The sequence below is a fragment of the Okeania sp. KiyG1 genome (assembly GCF_014132355.1).
Classification (GTDB): Bacteria; Cyanobacteriota; Cyanobacteriia; order Cyanobacteriales; family Microcoleaceae; genus Okeania.
The window spans coordinates 133,745-152,616 of record NZ_BLZO01000058.1 but is presented as its reverse complement, the minus strand read 5'-3'; the positions used below and the strand labels follow the sequence as shown (position 1 = coordinate 152,616).

13 protein-coding genes are annotated in these 18,872 nt (G+C 36.2%); 9 read left to right on the top strand and 4 right to left on the bottom strand.

Annotation, left to right across the window (positions count from 1 at the left end):
• The first annotated feature begins 1,274 nt into the window (after positions 1–1,274).
• Entirely contained in the window at positions 1,275–1,769 is a 495-nt protein-coding gene (locus SAGCYANO_RS11415) for a hypothetical protein (protein WP_202220184.1), read from the top strand.
• Positions 1,770–2,337: 568 nt separating this feature from the next.
• Here the strand turns inward: SAGCYANO_RS11415 and SAGCYANO_RS11410 are convergent.
• A complete protein-coding gene (locus SAGCYANO_RS11410) occupies positions 2,338–2,802 on the bottom strand; it encodes a hypothetical protein (RefSeq protein WP_202220183.1) in 465 nt (154 codons plus the stop codon).
• Between the two features lie 1,134 nt (positions 2,803–3,936).
• Here SAGCYANO_RS11410 and SAGCYANO_RS11405 point away from each other — a divergent pair.
• The 5 genes from SAGCYANO_RS11405 to SAGCYANO_RS11385 all read left to right on the top strand — a co-directional run bounded on the left by SAGCYANO_RS11405 (position 3,937) and on the right by SAGCYANO_RS11385 (position 9,606).
• Positions 3,937–4,179: a hypothetical protein gene (locus SAGCYANO_RS11405; protein ID WP_202220182.1), complete on the top strand. Its 243-nt coding sequence runs from the start codon at positions 3,937–3,939 to the stop codon at positions 4,177–4,179.
• Entirely contained in the window at positions 4,176–4,370 is a 195-nt protein-coding gene (locus tag SAGCYANO_RS11400) for a hypothetical protein (RefSeq protein ID WP_202220181.1), read from the top strand. Before SAGCYANO_RS11405 ends, SAGCYANO_RS11400 begins: the two co-directional genes overlap by 4 nt.
• Positions 4,371–5,151: 781 nt before the next feature.
• Complete coding sequence (locus SAGCYANO_RS11395; RefSeq protein ID WP_202220248.1) at positions 5,152–5,925, top strand: response regulator transcription factor; 774 nt, start codon at positions 5,152–5,154, stop codon at positions 5,923–5,925.
• Between the two features lie 668 nt (positions 5,926–6,593).
• On the top strand, positions 6,594–8,852 hold the full coding sequence (locus SAGCYANO_RS11390; RefSeq protein WP_202220180.1) for a protein-arginine deiminase domain-containing protein: 2,259 nt from the start codon (positions 6,594–6,596) through the stop codon (positions 8,850–8,852).
• A 424-nt stretch (positions 8,853–9,276) separates the two neighbouring features.
• Positions 9,277–9,606, top strand: coding sequence for an antibiotic biosynthesis monooxygenase (locus tag SAGCYANO_RS11385; protein ID WP_202220179.1), 330 nt, complete (start codon positions 9,277–9,279; stop codon positions 9,604–9,606).
• Between the two features lie 250 nt (positions 9,607–9,856).
• Here the strand turns inward: SAGCYANO_RS11385 and infC are convergent, their stop codons facing one another.
• Complete coding sequence (infC, locus tag SAGCYANO_RS11380) at positions 9,857–12,562, bottom strand: translation initiation factor IF-3 (RefSeq protein ID WP_202220178.1); 2,706 nt, start codon at positions 12,560–12,562, stop codon at positions 9,857–9,859.
• A 502-nt stretch (positions 12,563–13,064) separates the two neighbouring features.
• Complete coding sequence (locus SAGCYANO_RS11375) at positions 13,065–14,402, bottom strand: hypothetical protein (RefSeq protein ID WP_202220177.1); 1,338 nt, start codon at positions 14,400–14,402, stop codon at positions 13,065–13,067.
• Between the two features lie 737 nt (positions 14,403–15,139).
• Here SAGCYANO_RS11375 and SAGCYANO_RS11370 point away from each other — a divergent pair.
• Both SAGCYANO_RS11370 and SAGCYANO_RS11365 read left to right on the top strand, forming a co-directional pair.
• Positions 15,140–15,475: a XisI protein gene (locus SAGCYANO_RS11370; protein ID WP_202220176.1), complete on the top strand. Its 336-nt coding sequence runs from the start codon at positions 15,140–15,142 to the stop codon at positions 15,473–15,475.
• A gap of 335 nt (positions 15,476–15,810) precedes the next feature.
• Positions 15,811–16,551: a hypothetical protein gene (locus SAGCYANO_RS11365; protein ID WP_202220175.1), complete on the top strand. Its 741-nt coding sequence runs from the start codon at positions 15,811–15,813 to the stop codon at positions 16,549–16,551.
• 269 nt (positions 16,552–16,820) lie between these two features.
• On the opposite strand, the gene SAGCYANO_RS11360 is transcribed toward SAGCYANO_RS11365, so the two are convergent.
• Entirely contained in the window at positions 16,821–17,144 is a 324-nt protein-coding gene (locus SAGCYANO_RS11360) for a P-loop NTPase fold protein (protein ID WP_255502542.1), read from the bottom strand.
• A gap of 714 nt (positions 17,145–17,858) precedes the next feature.
• Here SAGCYANO_RS11360 and SAGCYANO_RS11355 point away from each other — a divergent pair.
• Positions 17,859–18,794: a hypothetical protein gene (locus SAGCYANO_RS11355; RefSeq protein ID WP_202220173.1), complete on the top strand. Its 936-nt coding sequence runs from the start codon at positions 17,859–17,861 to the stop codon at positions 18,792–18,794.
• Positions 18,795–18,872: the final 78 nt, after the last annotated feature.

Here is an 18,872-nt window from a genome sequence, read left to right as displayed (position 1 = left end):
GGTATAGCTGTGAGACAAATTTTGAAGATTAATTTGGTATTGCACTTTGACAAACATAAAAAAACAGTATTTATATCATTAACCTTACTTTGTAAAATTGTTCTATCGAATTGTTTGCTATCAGTAAGAACAAGTAAATATACAAATAATTCTATCTAAGTTTAATGTGATAATTTTCTGTATAGTTAATTATTAAACCAAAAGTAAGTCCGCTCAAAAGAATCTTTATTTTAGATTTATAGATTTCAATTATAACTATCCTACTTACTGTTTAACTTAAAATTTTAATCCCGACTATAGCGTTAATAAATCAACTTTAAAACACTAGCAATTTATTATTTTCTGACAAACAACTCTCCGAGCGCTTTTGATTTTTATGATTCTTTAAAGCCGTAAAATTTAACTCATCAAGCGATCGCTTGATGTATTTAGTTAAAAAAATGTAACAAAAGTAAATAAAGATATAATTAAAATCAATAAATTTACTTAGACTTGTCACTAGCAAAATTTTAGTATAAACAATATTCAAATTTTTTTGATCTAAACTATCCCTTGTGTCCAACCATATAAATATGCTACTCTGTTAATATCTTGAGGTGAGTTAGGTAAGTTAATAACCCATGAGCAAGAGCAATCAGTGATGCCAACTGGGGAGAGTTAGTTAGACAATTAACTCCAATAATTTAACACCACTTTACATGAAGTAATTGTTTGAAATTATTGTGTCATCTTAAAGTCTTCAGGCAAAGGCATCTTTTTTTTGACTATATTGAGTGCGTCCTAATATGATGTTTGTGTAGCGTTTCCCCAAGAAATAGAAATCTCATGATTACCTAATAGAAATATCATGATTACCCATTCGATGTATGAGTTCCCTAAAACCTATAAATAACAAACTACATATATAAAATATATTACAAATTTATGAAGTACATAATTATCCAATAACGATGGACCGGTGGGTGTACCTCACTTACTTTAAAAGTCCTGTATATACCGATAGTTTAAATTCTGAGTCAAAATAGAGTGAAATCTAAATTAGAGTTTGAGCAAGGTTGCGTGGGAAAGAAAAAGCTATTAAACATCTCCAATAATAAAAAATCAAATCAATTATCGTACTCTTATTCATCAATTATTTCCCTCTACTCTCTGCTCCCTACTCCCTACTCCCTACTCCCTCTTTTGGAGGAGATGTCTATTAACCAAGAGTAATATTTTTGATCTTTGTAGAACTAACAACCATTAAATAATTACAACTTACCCTAAGAAAATATATGCTAACTTATCAACGCAAACCCGTAAGTCTGTCATTAATATCAACAGACTTGCCCATTTGGTCCATAGTTGAAACAGCGGCCACTCTATATCATAAAGACCGCGATCAATTTCATATACTATTACATGAACCTGCAATTACAGATAGAGAAACATCATGTACAAACATAGATGACCCATCAATATTGCCAACTGTCTTAAAGCCAAGACTTTTATGGTTAGAAGTTGCCCCTTCCCGAGTTATTATGACTATGCAAGGAAGCGGTAAATATTGTTACCGTAATATCTGGGAAAGAGGAGTATATGGCATCTGTCGTTATTGGCTTCAAGACGAGTCATTCAATTTACATTATCAGCTACGAATGCGTAACTTTACCCGTAACCTAGTAGTTCAGGGAAAACCAGTTCCAGATTATCTGCGCTTAGAATATGAACTATGGTCTCAGCAGTTACGCATGGGACATTATGTACTAGAGTTAGAAATCCATCACTAATAGTTTAATTTAATCGACCAATCAATATTTGGCCTAAAAACAACTATCTCAAACTTAACATTCATAGAAATTATTGATTTGCGTTTGACTTCTCACCCGACTGAAGTACGGGTGATTCTAAGTAGTTGTTCCAAATCGGTTTAAAAACGCGATTCTGAAAGGCTACTAGCTGTCACTGGACATGATTAGTTTTTTCCAGTGGTGGTAGCTCATATACCACCTACAGACTCAAAGTATGCTGACTCCGAATGCCACATACATCGCCCTTACTTTTGTCTCACTTTCAGAGTGGTTTTACACTTATGAGTGAGCTATAAATCCCTATCCTTGCTGAGGTGTTTATCTGTGCCGAGCGTCTTGGTAGAACTATGCTAATAGTTTCTTTCCGACAGGAGTTTCACCCCTACAAGCATTGAGTCTATGGGACAAACCTTGTTCCTACTCGCATTCATTGATATTATCCCACATTTTGGGATACTTGGGAATAAATTCCCACAACTTGTTTTCATCCAAGGGCTAAAACCACTTGGCTTTCAACTGCATATTTTTTTTGTAAAGTGCTATAAATTTATTGATTTTGACAATAAGTAACCAGCTTATCTAACAAAATATCTTTTTCTGTAGCAACCTTATTGGCCTGCTGGCCTGCTTGAGTGAGTTGATTTTTAGCCTGATTAAATTTTTTTCTACCCTCTAATGAAGCTTCAACTTGTGTGCTAGTTTGCAGAGCTAAACTCATCTGAACAAAAGCTTGAGAAAGTTCTTTAAATGTTTGAGTTAAGTCTTTTTGAAACTGCTGAAGAGTTTCATCCTCAAGTTTGAGAGCTTCTAACTCCTGAGAAATTGCTTCTAAATCTCCTCCTAGTTGATTAGTTGTAGCAGCATCAAAGGAATTTTCAGCATTGACAAGAGTATTTCCCTTGTTAATAGTAACAATCAATTCATTACACTGAGAAACTTTGCTAGGGCCACAACCAGCGATGGATAAATAGACTAGAATAGTGCCACCAATAATTTTTAATTTACGAAACATTGTTTAAAATCTTGCAAACTTCAGCAGGTATACTTTATAAAAACATAGTTATATCATGTCAGGTTAAATACTTTTAACGAAAGTTATTTTTGTCACAGGAATTTTGACCAAAACTCTCAAAATATTTGGCCTTAAAAGTGGAGTTTTAGACCCAATTATTTTGATAAATTAAGCTAGCAGGAAGATGCTGTTGAAGCGAGAGGATCGGTTTTTTCATTCTGGATTAAAAAGTATCTGTAAAATCAATCTTAAAGACGTGCTTCAAATACCTAGTATTCGATGGGTTAGGCGACAGCATGAAATATTTTGTTTTTTGAAATTATTGCCACCATTTTAGATCGGCGACAGCCATTTAGCAGAAGCTCTGCGTTAGCAAAACCCACCCTACATCAAGGCTTAATTTTTTATTTTATAGATACACTCTTAATTAGGGTTCGCTGAAAAAGTCTTATGGGTAAGGGTAGGGAGACAACCCACCCCTCGCCCCTCCCCCTCCCAACCCACCCCTAACCCCTCCCTCCAGGGAGGGGAAGACAGGAGACAACCCACCCCTCGCCTCCCCCCTCCCAACCCACCCCTAACCCTCTCCTCCAGGGAGGGGAAAACAGGAGAAATGAGAATTAATTAGGAGGTAGGAGGAAGAATAATCCCTTGATTATTCTGCGCAACAAAGCCGCCTAAAATGCTAATTTTTTGAACCATTATGACCATTAAGCTTGGACTTTTTTTAACTAAAAAATGCGCTCAACCTTTATATTTCAGTGCTTTGAGATTTAATCAGCAAACCCTAATTAGGGCTTACCGATCTAATCTAAAAGCATTGGCATATAAAGACTTTAGCCTTTTTTGGGCCTTGAAAAAGTGCGCCTGTTTCAGTCTAAAACGCTCAAAAAGTTATTACTTTAGGCGCATAGTTGGGCAGAACAATATTGGGACAATTCTTATTCCTACCTCCTCGCTTATTCCCATTTATCCTGTATCCTGTCTCCTGTATCCTGTCTCCTACCCCTACTAAAATACTTTTTCAGCAAACCCTAATTATTGGCAAAATTTATCCCAACTACACCATTATTTATTAAAAATCCGCTAAAAGTATCGACAAATTTTGTCTATATTTAGCTATATTAGCAGTAAATGTTGGTGATACCTCATAAGTATAAAAGTTGGCTCAAGAATATTAAAATGCCCGAACAACCAAGAAACCTTAACAATAATAATAAATCCACAAATAATTTTCCCATTGTAATTTCTTTGGGATTAGCATTGCTAATGCTAGGTTTATCCTGGCGTATATTCACAGTCATTACTATTGCTTCTGGAGTTACCTGGTTAGTCAAACGTTATCAGGAAAAACAAAAACAACAAAAGATTATTTGAATATTATATTTTATCAGTTAATTCAGGAAAATAATGGATATATTACAGCCTTAGACTTAGCCATAAATTCCCAACTATCGGGAAAAATAGTCCAAGAGTTTCTTGATGAACAAGCCAAAGAATTTGGTGCTGAATTAGAAATTACACAAGAGGGGGTTTATTATATTATTTTCCTACTGCTGTATCTCTAGTTGGAAGAACAACGGATAAAACTTTAGAAAACAATACTCAGTTAATCTCGAAAGTTTCAAATTATGAGGTTCAACTGCCAAATAATTCCCAACTAAATTCTCATCTAAAAGATTGCCCTGAAGATATTCCAGAAAATTCCCAACTTCAATCTGCTACTGAAATAGTTTCTCCTCTTACCCAAAAAGAATTAGCAATTAGGCTCAATGTTCATGCTAGTACTATCAGTAAACGGAAAACAAAACCTGATTTTGGAGAATGGAGTAGTCAAAAAGATCCGGAATCAATTCCATGGAAATATTTTAAAGAACAAGCACAATTTTTACCTATAATTCCTAGATTTTAAACACAAAGTTTTAGTAGAAGGAAGAAGGAAGAAGGAAGAAGGAAGAAGGAAGAAGGAAGAAGGAAGAAGGAAGAAGGAAGAAGGAAGAAGGAAGAAGGAAAAGTACTTACGTTGTCTGAATTTTACAGCGCTTTTCAAATTGATGAACCACATCTTCACAAACAAAACGTTGTAGGGACGTTCCATGAAACGTCTCTACTGTGGTCTACCCAAGCTGATAGCTGACATCTAGTTAGAGTACGACTTAGATTCCATCCCTATGATTGCGTTACTTGACAAAAAGGTAAAATTGTGTTATAGAAGGGTAGAACAATAACACAAAAAAGGGCTATGTATTGAAAAATTAAGTGTAACATTAAATGAAAGAATGTTAGAAAAAACTTAAAATCTTAATTAAACATTACAATAAAAAAAATTATAGGTAAGTGTAGCAAATGATGCCTAGAATACTCGTAATTGACGACGATCCTGCGATCGCAGAACTCGTTGCTGTTAACCTAGAAATGGCTGGCTATGAAGTTAGCCAAGCAGAAGATGGCATAAAAGGGCAAGCTCTAGCCCTGCAACTACTACCAGACCTGATAGTATTAGACTTAATGCTGCCAAAGGTTGATGGGTTTACAATTTGTCAACGTCTGCGTCGTGATGAACGGACAGCCGATATTCCCGTACTGATGTTAACTGCTTTAAGTCAAACTCAAAATAAAGTAGAAGGCTTCAATGCTGGAGCAGATGATTATCTAACAAAACCCTTTGAAGTAGAAGAAATGCTGGCACGAGTGCGTGCTCTGCTGCGACGGACAGATCGAATCCCACAAGCAGCAAAACATAGCGAAATCCTGAATTATGGTCCTCTGACTCTTGTTCCTGAAAGGTTCGAGGCTATTTGGTTTGAGCAGACAGTAAAACTAACTCATTTAGAATTTGAGTTACTCCATTGTTTACTGCAACGACATGGCCAGACAGTATCCCCGAGTGAAATTCTCAAGGAAGTCTGGGGGTACGACCCAGATGATGATATTGAGACGATTCGAGTCCATATTAGGCATCTGAGAACGAAGATGGAACCAGACCCTCGCCATCCTCGTTATATTAAAACAGTATACGGTGCTGGTTACTGCTTAGAGTTACCTAGTAATAGCTCCAGTGCTAATAATGTGGAAACATCTGACTGGGCAAAACCAAATCAGGAATGGGTTCGAGAACCTTAAAATAATTTCCGGTTGAAAAATTATAATTTAGGTACAAAAACTGAACTATATAGAGATATTTCAAAATTCTGTAATACCTGACAAGTTACAATCTCTCAACCGGAAATTTAACGCGCGTCAGAAGTCAGAAGTCAACCCACCCCTCGCCCCTCCCCCTCCCAACCCACCCCTAACCCCTCCGGTGGAGGGGAGGGGGAAGTAGGGGCGTTAACGATAGTTATGGGCAAGCTTTCGGCCGTTTGCTGAGGCAAAGCTGCCGAATGGCGCCCGTACAGAAGTTATTTTTGTAACGGGGATTTGAGCCTCCCTCCAAAAATATTTCGCCTGAAAAGGCGAGGTGGTGCGACCCAATCCTGTTTGATAAATTAAGGTTTTATACAAATTTTATCTGAAGCGACACAGAATTATTTTTTCCTTTTTCCAACTTCAGTCCTTCTTTCTTGAAGAAATTCATTAATTTGCCTATCTCGATCTAAAGTCAACCCTGATCGCAATATTCAATATTATTCTATGCAACTTAGAAATGAATTTGGTATTAATTGAGTTTTCGGTGAAGAAATAATTATTCAGCGTGACTCCTGTAGAGTCAATATTGAGAAGATCGGAAATTAGCCCTCTGAGTGCCAAAAATCCGGTAAAATCCATTACTATATATGAGGATATATACTATGTGTTGGATTAGATATGTCAAAATAGCTCTAGTTAATACCATTGGAGCATTAGTAGCAATTATTTGGGTGCCCGTTCCTCAAGCAGTGGCACAACCTTCCCTTCTAGAACAAGGAAATTCAGTAGTTTCGCCCTTAGAAACCCTTGAGTCAGTAAACAACAACTTAAAAATTACAAGAAAAGTAAATTCACTATCAGAACTTTACCAGCTTAGAGACGAAATAAAAGCTGAACTGAATAGAGTCTCTCAAAGGCCAAGTCTCCAAGAAGTAGAAGAACCCTGGCAATACAAATTCCACTTACAGCAATATGAAAAAACCCTGAAAAACTTCCGTAACGTAGAAGCTAATATTATTAAAGAAGAAAAAGCGCTCCAAAGCTGGAAGCAAGCGATCGCTAAAGCAACTAAGGCAGTAGAAAAAGGAAAAATAACTCAGGCAAATTACCAAACTTGGCAAGAAGCAGAAAATCTTTGGTTAGAGGCAATTTCTAACCTGCGTCAAATTCCCCAAAATTCCTTCATGACAGATAAAGCGATCGAAAAAATGATCGAATATCAGGGATATCTAGCAGTTGCCTCCTATGAAAAAGTAATAGCAGCAAGAAGATGGGTAGAAAATGTAGAAGACGACACAAACAGTAATACAAGCAATTATTCACCCATTGCATATAGTTTATCTCCCGGTTTCACCATGTATGGCGACACCAACAGAGATGGAGAGTTAGATGAAGCTGATAGATCGGATAGAGAAAAGTGGTCTTTATCAGAAGGTGCATTGATGTTATTTAATAGCGATGATGATAATGGCGATCTAATACCAGACTGGCGCGATCGAGAAGTTAATGGCAAAACAGATGAAGCAGACTTGGCGCTGGTGAATATTCAAGTCGCAGAAAATTATCAAGATGCTCAAATCTATATTTCAACAGATACAGATGCTAGTGACTATATTAATGTATTCCAAAAAACAGAAGACGGATGGCAACCAGTAGATATTTCTGGTACTGAAGCATTAATATCTAGAGAGAAAGTAGTATTGGGGGTGGAAGCTAAACAGTTTGCCGATCGCAACTGGAAAGGAGTTGTTAAATTAACAGCGATCGCTGAAAAAAATGGCAGACAAATTGCTTCTGATAGTATTCAAATAGGTGTAGTTCCTTGGTTAATGTCTCCGAATACTGCTCCAGTCAAAGAACTTCATGTTAGCGAACGTGGTTTTGGCAATCAAGAATTTGTCGCCAAAATCAAACAGATCGTCGAAAGAACAGGTGCTAAAGCTCAAATTAATTCCGGCGGTACTACCTGGATGCAAGATACTAAAGAAATAGGTTATGTGCAATTTCCTTCTCAAGGTCAAACCCATAATATGAATGTGGTACTCAAAGCTAACCGTCCTGGGGAAAATGATCAATACGCTAGAAGTCTGCTCAAAGAAGATTTTGGCTGGTTTGAAGTAGGTAAACCCAGACAACTCGATCCTTTAAATAGATGGGCTGATGCTTATGGCAACCTAGAAGTGACACCACCTCTACCAGGATATGAGCTTGGAAGAATTTATTATGGTAAGGCAGGTGAAGTAGGAATGAATCCTGAAATCATTGATTTTATTAAAGCGCAAAAGATTCAGGGTCCGCCAGTAGCTATTGATACTTCTTGGTTAATGATTCGTCATGTAGATGAAATTATTACTTTTATTCCTAGTAAATTTGGCAAACCTTTAATGTTAATTGTTAGTCCAGAAGCAGGGGTAAAACTATTAGAAGAATTGAGTCTACAAGGATATGGACAAGCGGCAATAAATCGTGGTTTAAGTACTCAAACAACGGTACGAGCAGCGCTAAAAAATCAGAAGTTAATTCAGCATAATCTTTATTTGCAGCGGGAAAAATTAGACCCATTAATTGAAAAGTTGAAGCGGGAATTTAATTTAAGTGATGACCAGATTATTCAAGTGCCAGCTATGTTTGGATATAGCGGTTATTCTTGGTGGCCGAATATGGTAAATTCGGTGGTAGTTAACGGAGAATTGTTAGTTTCAAATCCCGTAGGAGCATTAATTAATGGTAGAGATTATACTCAGGAAAAATTCCGTAGGTTAGTAGCTGATGCTAGTTTAAATATTAATTTTATGGACGATAAATATTATCAGAATCTCAGGGGAAGTATCCATGATGCGACAAATACAACTCGTTTAGGAAAGAATAATCCTTTCTGGGAATCTTTGTCTGAGGATATTATTTCAGGGAGTAGGGAGTAGGGAGTAGGGGAGTAGGGGAGTAGGGGAGTGGGGGAGTGGGGGAGTAAGGGAGTGGGGAATAGTGGAGTGGCACACCCAAAATGGTGCATTAGTAGGGGCGGGTTCCGCGTTAAGTTAATGGTGTTACCCACGACTGAGTAAACCCGCCCCCGCCCCAATAATCTAATGCATAAAATTAGCTATGTCGGTCCAGTAGGGGAGTAGTAGACTGACACAGCTAAAACTGTGCATTAGCTTTTAACTTGAAAATTCTTACTTTTGAGTTTTGAGTTTTGACTTTTGAATTGAATCTAATGCAACATTTAAGATGAAATAGTCTACTAGATGATTTAATATTTATTTGACAAACATTCTTTTAATCAAGTTAAGAAGTCTTATTTTTAACTTTTGATTTGCTATTAAACCCTATCTATCAGGAGAAAAAATGTCGGATTTTATGGATTTTTTGAAGCATAAATATGCTTATGTTGCCTTGGGAGAATTTAAACCAGGAAAATTTGAAGAAGCAAGAGAACTTTATGAAAAGGCAGTTGCTACCTATAACGAAGGTTTTAAGGGAGCTTATTTATTGCAGTTGCCAGGAACAGATAAAGGTATTGCTGTAATTTTTTGGGAAGGGGTTGAAGATATGGATGCTAATCAAACTGATGCTTATAAAGCGGCATTGGAACAAATGTCACATTTATTTGCTAAACCACCAGAAACTAATTTTTATGAAACTATTACTGAGATATTGCCAGATTCAAGAATTTAGAATTTAGAATTTAGAATTTAGAATTATCTCTTCATTGGGGAATAGACTTTGTTCTATATCCCCAATTCCTGAATATTACGAACTAACTTTGATTGTAATCTGAATCCGATCTGCAACACTAGAAGGAACGTGCCATTTTAGGAGCGATCGCTTAATTTCCTCTTCAAGAATTTAGAATTTAGAATTTAGAATTTAGAATTATCTCTTCATTGGGGAATAGACTTTGTTCTATATCCCCAATTCCTGAATATTACGAACTAACTTTGATTGTAATCTGAATCCGATCTGCAACACTAGAAGGAACGTGCCATTTTAGGAGCGATCGCTTAATTTCCTCTATAATTTTTTTATCCTTCAAACTGGAAACTTCATCATCTAAAATTACCCGAAGTACGCGATCGCCTTTTACCTGCAATTCCAAAACTATTTCACCATGAATATTTGGTGGTAAATTAACATTCTGTAGATGCTGCTTAAGACTTTCCTGCGCTACTGCATCTAACCCGATAATTTGGATAACTTGCAAAGTATTACGAGTTAGTTTTGCAGAATCTTTTTGTTTAAGAGAAAGCACCATACCCATAAATTTTCCTTCTAATTTAGGAGCTGACTCCATATCGGCAACTTCTTGTAAGTCAGTAGCTATACGTTTGAGGAATTGCTCGCCTTGCTCGGAAGTCGGAACTTTCTGAGCATGAATTGCTATGGTAACTACAACCTTATCGTTAGTTTTGAGAAAGCGCTCTATATGAGAAAGTCGTACTTGATAATCATTATCCGAAATGTTGTAGCGCATCCTTACTTCTTTAGTAGAAACAGTTTCCTCTAGTTTGCCTTGTTTCAAGAACCTCGAAATTCCTTTCTTAGTACCCGAAAACCCTATATCTTCTCCTTGCTCCATCCAATCTGTTGTTTGAGGTGCCGAATCTGTCGATAGATTCATCTCATTAAATTCTTCCTCATCTGTAAAACATTGGTGTATCTTATCTGTTGCATCACAACCCAAATCTGTTGCTTGAAATGCTGCGAATTTTCTACTTCGACTCCGCGCATTTAGTGGTGCTGAATAAGCTACCATACCCTTAGCTGCAAAGTTGTCTACTCGAAATCTTTCAGGTGCAGCACCGAACCCCTTATAACTCAATCCCTCTGGCATTTCCACAGGAACTTCCATCGAAATACTCTTACCACCAGGTTCAACTCGCACCTCTTGACTCACCGCAACAAATGCCGTATATTCTGACAACAATTGATAACTTAAAGCTGTTTCCGTCACCTCTTTTACCATCGACTTCTTATCATAATCAAACATCTGATTCATCAAATGCTTAATTTTTTGCCTAGCCCAAATTTGAGCAACTGCTACATTACCACTCTCAGCAAAATGAATATCGAAAGTCTGCTGATAAATTTCCCCACCAGCAGCAATACCATTAACCTGTAACTCACCTCCCACAGCATCCTGTTTGTGCCCAAATAAAACCAAAGGTTGTTCCGCAAACAAATCTGGAGTTGTCACCGGATAAATTTCTGGTATTTCACCCCAACCATTCCACTCAACCTCAATTTGAGTCAATACTGGATTATTAATTTGCTGAAAAAATTTCTCTGCTACTTCCTGAGTGGGTTCATCGTGTCGCACAACTCTGGCAATACCCCGCCCAATTTCTGCTAAACGGTTAATTAAATATCGATTTACCGAACTACCGACACCAAAACTATAAAGTCGGTTTCCTGGTTGGAGTTGGTCTTGCACTTCTGCCAATACTGCTTTTTCATTACCAATATAACCATCGGTCAACATTACAATACTCCGTAGTCTTCCTGCAGGTGGAGGCGGAAAATTCAAAACTTCCTGGATGCCATTAAGTAATTCAGTGCCACCATTTGCATTTAATCTGTTGATATAGTTAATTGCAGTGGCAATGTTTTTAGGCGTATTCGGTAGAGGTTGTTCTGACAGTTTTCTGGCAGTATTGGCAAAGTCGATAATTGTGAAAGTATCGTTGGGGTTAAGTCCGTGAATAAAACGGCGCATCAATTCTTTGCATTTGAGCAAGGGTTCTCCCCTTTGGGAACCGGAAGTATCCATCAGGAAAACAACATCTTTCGGCACAATTTCATCACTGCGATATTGTAAAGCGGGAATTAGATAAACGGCAAAATATCCGCCACGTTGGTCTGCTTGAGTTAATACCGTTGCTTTGGTACGATCGCTAGCAACTTGATAGCGGAGAATGAAGTCTTTGTTTGGTATGGTGTCTTCATTTCCTAATTTAACTGTAACAATTTCTCTTCGCTCGGATGTTTGAATTTGGTGGGATGTGGAATTCACCTGAAAAATTGGCATCCCACAGTCTATTTCTACTGTCATACCAATATCATGTCCTGAACGAGTCGCAGGTGGAACTATTGGTGGTGTAATTTGACTAGCATCGGGAACTTGGTCTGTATCGCCGCTTCCATCTATAGGTGTTCCGGGAATATAACGCTCTCCCACAACCATCGGAAACACAAATTCATAGTCCCCACCTTCAAATTTGAGGGAGTCTGTATAGCGAATAATTACATCTATTTGTTCCCCTGGTTTAATATTTGCCAGGGACTGAGTGAAAATATTATCGCGCTGTTGTTCGAGTAACCCTGCGGTGCGACCTTGTTGTTTAGCTTGTTGATAGATTTTTTTTGCTTCTTCTCGTTTTTTGATATTGCCTTTGATTAAGCGATCGCCTATTTTGATTTCCATGTCATCGACTGCTGCTTCGTCTGGTAGTGGGAAGACGTAAGTTGCTTCTAGGGGTTCGGTGAATGGGTTTTCAAATTGTTGAGTAACTTCTACTCTAGATAGGTTGCCCGCTATTTTTGCTTTAACTTCCGTGTGTTTGAGCGGAAAAGTCAGTTTCTCTTCTGAGGATAGAATGTATAATCCTGTTATAGTTGGTATGGTTACAGACATGAATTTCTATGCTCCTAATAGCTATAGATTTTTTTGTAGTATTTTAATTCTTCTTGTAACACATTATAACAAGAATTGTCTGTTAAGAATTGTGTTTTATATCATGTCTGGTAGCAAAGGAACGGGCAAGATGCCCATTATAAATATCCAGAAAAGAGGGAACAGGGAGAAATAATTGACAATTTATGGATAATAATTGATTTTATTTTGAATTTCCACCAGATGTCTATTCCACAAAACTATTAAAATCATCCCGCATTTATCAAACAGGATTGGGTTGCGCAAGCCCGCCTTTTAAGGTTACAAAAATAACTTCTGACTTCTAACTTTTGACTTCTGACTTCGTTAAGCAATGCCTTTTTTTCCCTGTTCCCTGCTATAAATTACCGAAAAATTGCGGTTTAAAGCCTCCTCTTTTAAGAGGATAAAAAGAAAAATTTTCCTTTGAGTCAATCCTCTTATTTTATAAGGAGAGGTAATTCTAAATTCTAAATTCTAAATTCTAAATTCCTGAAAAACTTTTCTGTTTATTCTTAGCAAATATCAACAACTCTTGAGCTTCTTTATAATAAGTTGTTCCTGGTTTAATATTCTCTAACTGATTAATAATTAATTGAATTTTATTAGCCAGTATACCACGATTAGAAGTATCATCAACAGCATATCTTTGCCAATCTGCAATTAAATTTTTAGCCTCCTTAAAAGCTATTTTTGACTCTTTTTGTGCTTGCAGTCGCATTTTGACATTAGCTAAATTAACCTGATATTCTCCTAGTTTAGTCTGTGCTTCCAAATAAGCTGGATTATCTCCTGGTATTTTCTTTAATTGATTAATTGCTTGCTCCCATAAACTCGCTACCACTTGCCATTGTTGTTCTGGATGGGGTCCATTTTGGGCAGCTATAGCCGCTTGCATACCAAATTGTTTTGCCACTTGCATAAAAGTGAAACTGCGTTTGCTTCCCTCAGCTAAACCTGCCTCTTTTTGAAAATCTCGCTTTGTCGCTGCTAACTTTGGTTTCACCATTTTTCCAGCGAGAGTAGTGGGAGGAATTTGCTCTAACTTATCTATTGCCGCTTGCCAGTCAGCGATCGCTTGTTGTTTATCTGTTGGCGTTGTCGCTTGTTCATATTGTTGTTTAGCAGTAGTAATAGTTTTCTCTGCTTCTGTCAACAATTTTTGAGCATTTTTCTCTTGAAACGCCCTTGCTTCTATTTGCCCCACTCTTTTTCTCGCTCTTTCAAATTCATCTACAGTAAATTGCCAAGAACAACTAAAAAAGGTGCAATATCGTTGGGGATAGTAGCCCAAAAACCATACTGGTAAACCATCAAGGTGTTTTTGCGCTTCAGCAACTCTCTCTGACCCCAAATTAATATCGGCACTAGAAGTTGCCTTATTTATCAATTGGTCTGCTTGTTCAGTTTTAGCGATCGCCTCTCGATAGTTACGATCCATACTGATATAGCTAGGTAATAACACCATTGGTGCCACACTTGCGACTGGTCTACGAATCATGGGATAAGGTAAATTTGCTACCCAAACTAAACCAGCTACTCCCAAAGCAGCTAAACCTCCTAACTGAAATAATATTGTTTTTCCTGCGGGATGGTTTTCTTTTACAGCTTGTTTGAGAACTTTTTCGCTAAAAGTGGGATATTGGTCTATAATCAATGGTCGTAATTCTTCTAATTTAACAGGTTCGCCAGACTGCATCCGTAATTTTTCTAATCGTTTCATTACGATTTTCTGGCCTATTTCCCCTGTTAAATCTTCTTTGGATAATTTCTTGATTTCTTCGCTTAATATTTCGTAAGCATAATTATAGAGACGTGGCATAATTTATCTCCAGTGTATCATTATTTCTAGTTTAACCGAAATTAATTGTTAAATCATCATAAAAAATATGAATTTTACTTAATTATTTAGGAGCAAAAACATCTGTAAAAATACTGATTTATTCCTCATCTCAAGTCTCATTAATTAGACTAGAGGTAATAAGAACTCTCTTGTCACTGTATAAAATACTAAGTAGCGATCGAACCGTAGAACCGTAGGTTGGGTTAAGCGGCAGCGCAACCCAACACCAAGCTATAATATTAGGCTGACGTTTACGGAAACCCAACCTACAAAGTGTCAATAATTTTTAGTATAAAATTCGCTGTAAGAATGGGGAAAAAATTGCTGTATAAATCAAAAGTTTCATTCAAAAATCAATAACTTATAGCAATTCCTACAGTTATGAGGTACATTTACGATCCCCCTAAATCCCCCTTAAAAGGGGGACTTTGAAAGACTCCCCCTTTTTAGCGCTTCCCCCTTACTAAGGGGGTTAGGGAGGATGGGGGGATCTAAAACTTTTTTTAGGTTACTATTTACTCAAGGATTCAAGAATTTAGAATTTAGAATTTAGAATTTAGAATTACCTCTTCTTTTCAAGGAGAGGATTGACTAAAAGGAAAATTTTTATTTATTATCCCCTTAAAAGGGGAGGCTTTAAACCACAATATTTCGGTAATTGCAGAACAACGTCTTAAACTAATTATTTATAACGTAGAGCAAGAGGTAATTATAGAATGGAAAAGTTAGAAAAATACAGAAATTATATTGAGCAAATAATTAAAGAATACGGACTATATAAACCATCTTATGGAGAGGTGGAAGTACAAACAATTTTCGACAGGGAACGCGACCATTATCAACTTTTCAATGTTGGTTGGGATGGCAATGAAAGAATACGAGGTTGTGTTTTACAAATAGATATTAAAAATGAAAAAATCTGGATACAACATGATGGTACGGAAATTGGTATTGCTGGTGAATTAGTAGATTTAGGTGTGCCTTCATCTAATATTATTCTGGCTTTTCATGCACCTTATAAACGGAAATATACAGGTTTTGCTGTGTCGTAAAAAGAGGTAGTAGGGAGTAGGGAGTAGAGAGTAGGGAATAATTAATTGATTTTATATAAACCACACCTTATTCAGAATAAAAGGAATAACGGTTTGCTTTGATAAAATTTATGGCCGTTTCCGCAATACCTGGAATTTCTATCAAAAGAATTTTTTCTATCAAAAAAGGTAAAGGAATTTGTCCGAGGGATACCTTTGTTTTAGGGTAAAATATGTTAACCTGCGATGAGGGGTTATCTAAAAAATAAAGTCTTTCTAGACAAAGGTTTGATTGATGAAAATTTTCAAAGTATAAACTTTTATTTATTGTAGTATAGTATGGAAGGAAACGAATAATGGCAACAAAAATGTTTTTAACGCAACAACTTGAATACTTGGTAAAACAAACAACTAAGCTAGAGAATGAAGAAGTGACACTTCCTATACTAATCTCTAGTATGTTGATACCTTCTACACTGACTACAAATTATCTAATTACAGTTGTTTACGGAAATGATTCTGATGCGACAAATAATATAACTTTGCTGGCTTCAAAATTGTATAATGTTACTTGGCATTCATCTATACTTTCTAGTTATGCAGGCATCCGAAATTATATTGCTGAAAAACGCGATATTCTTATTCCTGTGCCTGACGTACAAACAAAAGCACTTGGAAAGAAGAAAAAAGAAGAATTATTTGAAATGCTAAAGGTCGGTGTTAATTCTACAGGAAAAGTTTTTACGCCTAAAAAGAAGTATGAGTTTGATGTAGGGTGTCCAAAGATTTTGTCTACCAAGGAATATATTTGGAAGGACGCAAAATTTAATAATATTAAGGATAGGTTTGTCATTATTCCTGCAGTAGAATTTATTAAATTTATTAATGAGGACGAGGATTATGACTATGAAGTTTTATTCAAAGCTCGTGAGAAATTTTGGTTGTCGGCAGCTAGTGAGTTTGAGGAAAATCTGAAGTTTGTTGAAGGTGTTGATAGGCAGTTAATAGCCACGATGGCAACAATCTATGATATTTCTGTATCAGAGGCGGTAGAAAAAGTATCTATTTATCAAGAGTTCGTCAAAAAATACTTCTAATTATTAGGCTTAAAACTAGAGAAATATTATTTCTTTTTTCCCCTTGAAAGGGGAGGCTTTTAATCTGGATTACTTAATTAATAATTATTAATTATTCGGTAATTTTTTCCACACTTCCTAAGTAATACTCGAAATCAACTAAACCATCACCAAAGTCTGAATAGCTTTAAACGGTTTATCTTGAAAATCAAAACGATTCCTGAGTAGCTGAAACCGACTGTATAAATTATAGAAAAAATCAGGAGTATTACGATTTTTAGATAATTATTCTAAAAAGAAAGAACAAAAGTCGCCCAAAGTGACTCAGATTTTTCATGTCGCCAAGCATTAAACCAAACTGTTTGTGTTTTTTGCTTTAATCCTAATCTGATAAATTTAAAAATGTCTGATAGATTGCTGAAAATAATCTGGTCTTCTTTAATTTTCTGCCAAACCTCTGCTAAATCTTTTTTATCTAATTCTTCAGACTTCTTAAGAATCTCCTTTTCCAACTGTTTCATAAAAGAAGATTTACCACTACCCCATTCACCTTCGATAGAAATAGTTAGTGGAGGTTTTGTATTTTCATTAGTTAAAAATTCAGCCATAGCTATTACATAAGGAGTAAAACCAAGTTTATCTTTTGTTTCTGCTTAGTCTCCGACAGTAATAAATTTGTTGGATTTATCTGTAGATTTTTTCATAATTGATAAGTCAAAAGTAAAAAGTTAAAAGTAAAAAGTGAGATTTTATAGGGAAGTAAAAAGTTAAAATTTACCGAAAAATTGTGGTTTAAAGCCTCCCATTTTAAGGGGATAATAAAGAAAAATTTTCATCTCTTTGTCAATCCTCTTCTTTTCAAGGAGAGGTAATTATTCATTATTCATTATTCATTATTCATTGTTGAAAGCATATTCCAAGTATTATAAAGTACAAAGATTAAAAATTAAATTTTTGTAGTGCGGGCATCTTGCCCGCGATGAATTTACCTCACCAAATAAGTCAAAAGTCAAAAGTCAAAAGTCAGATTTTTTAGGCTCAAAACTCAAAGGTACAAAAGTAGGGGCGAATGGCATTGACTAACGTCAAGCTCCGCTAACGCCCTCACTGGATTTAGTGTTCATGCGTAAGTCCTGAATACAACAGAAGTAAAGTTAATAAAAGTTATTACATCATAGCTTTTCTTAAATATTTAGTACCAAGTAGCCTTAGCATTAAATTAATAGTTAAAATTAAATTTTCTCTCAACTAGAATTATAATCTAAGTAATTTCCCCAGCAAGAAACTTTCATAAATCAAGAACAAATTCACTTAAGAGAAAAAAACCTATGAATAAACAAATAATCCGCTCTACTATCACAACTATCGCCCTAATAGCAGGCATAAATATAGCAACCCCCGCCCAAGCTTTTTACAATTTTCACGATGCTTATGATGAAGAGTCGGATAACATATTTTTACCAGAATCAATTACCAATTCAGTACTACAAAATACCTCCGAACTATCAGGTTTAGGAACAGAAGAACTTGAGGTTGTCGATTATGAAAGATTTATTTGGACTGATGGTTGTATGGGATTCAGATTTCCGGGAGTTTGCACATTGGCAATAGTTCCTGGTTGGGTTGTCACTGTAGAAAGCGAAACACAAAAATGGATTTACCACGCTAGTGATTATGGAATCGAACGTTTGGCAAGTCATTATCAATGGGAATTTGATACAGAACAAAATAAATTCTCAAATTATGTGACTAACTACAGTGGTATCGCCCCCTTAAACTTTTTTGTTCCCAAAACCCAGGAATACAACCAGGGAAAAGTAGAAGGTTTTCGCTACACCATGACATCGGATTTTTCGTTTGATCGTATTATTTTACCAACCCCAAATACAGAGGAAAATCTTTTTACCATCCTGACAGAAAATTCTACAACTCAAGTTACCTCAACACTGGTTTCAAATAGCCAAAGTATAGACTTAAATTCCTCCACCAGTGAAGCAGTTAAAGAATTTACCATTGCCGATATCAATTCATCCATTGATTGGTCCCAAGATCCTGCTTTTATAACCTTCGATTTATATTCTGAGTTCTATCCCCTATGGTTAGAAGATAATGATGATTGGTTAGAAGATACCGATCTTGCATTTACTTATACAGTAGAACTCCTGGCAAAATCAGAAGAATTTCCAGGAAAACCTATTCCCGAACCTAGCATAACTTTTAGCCTATTAGCACTGGGAATTTTGGGATTGCTAAAGCGCCAGTAAAGTATAAAAGACAGGACTTACGCAGGAAAAGGGCGAATGGCATTTCCTGACGGAATGCTCCGCAAACGCCCCTACATA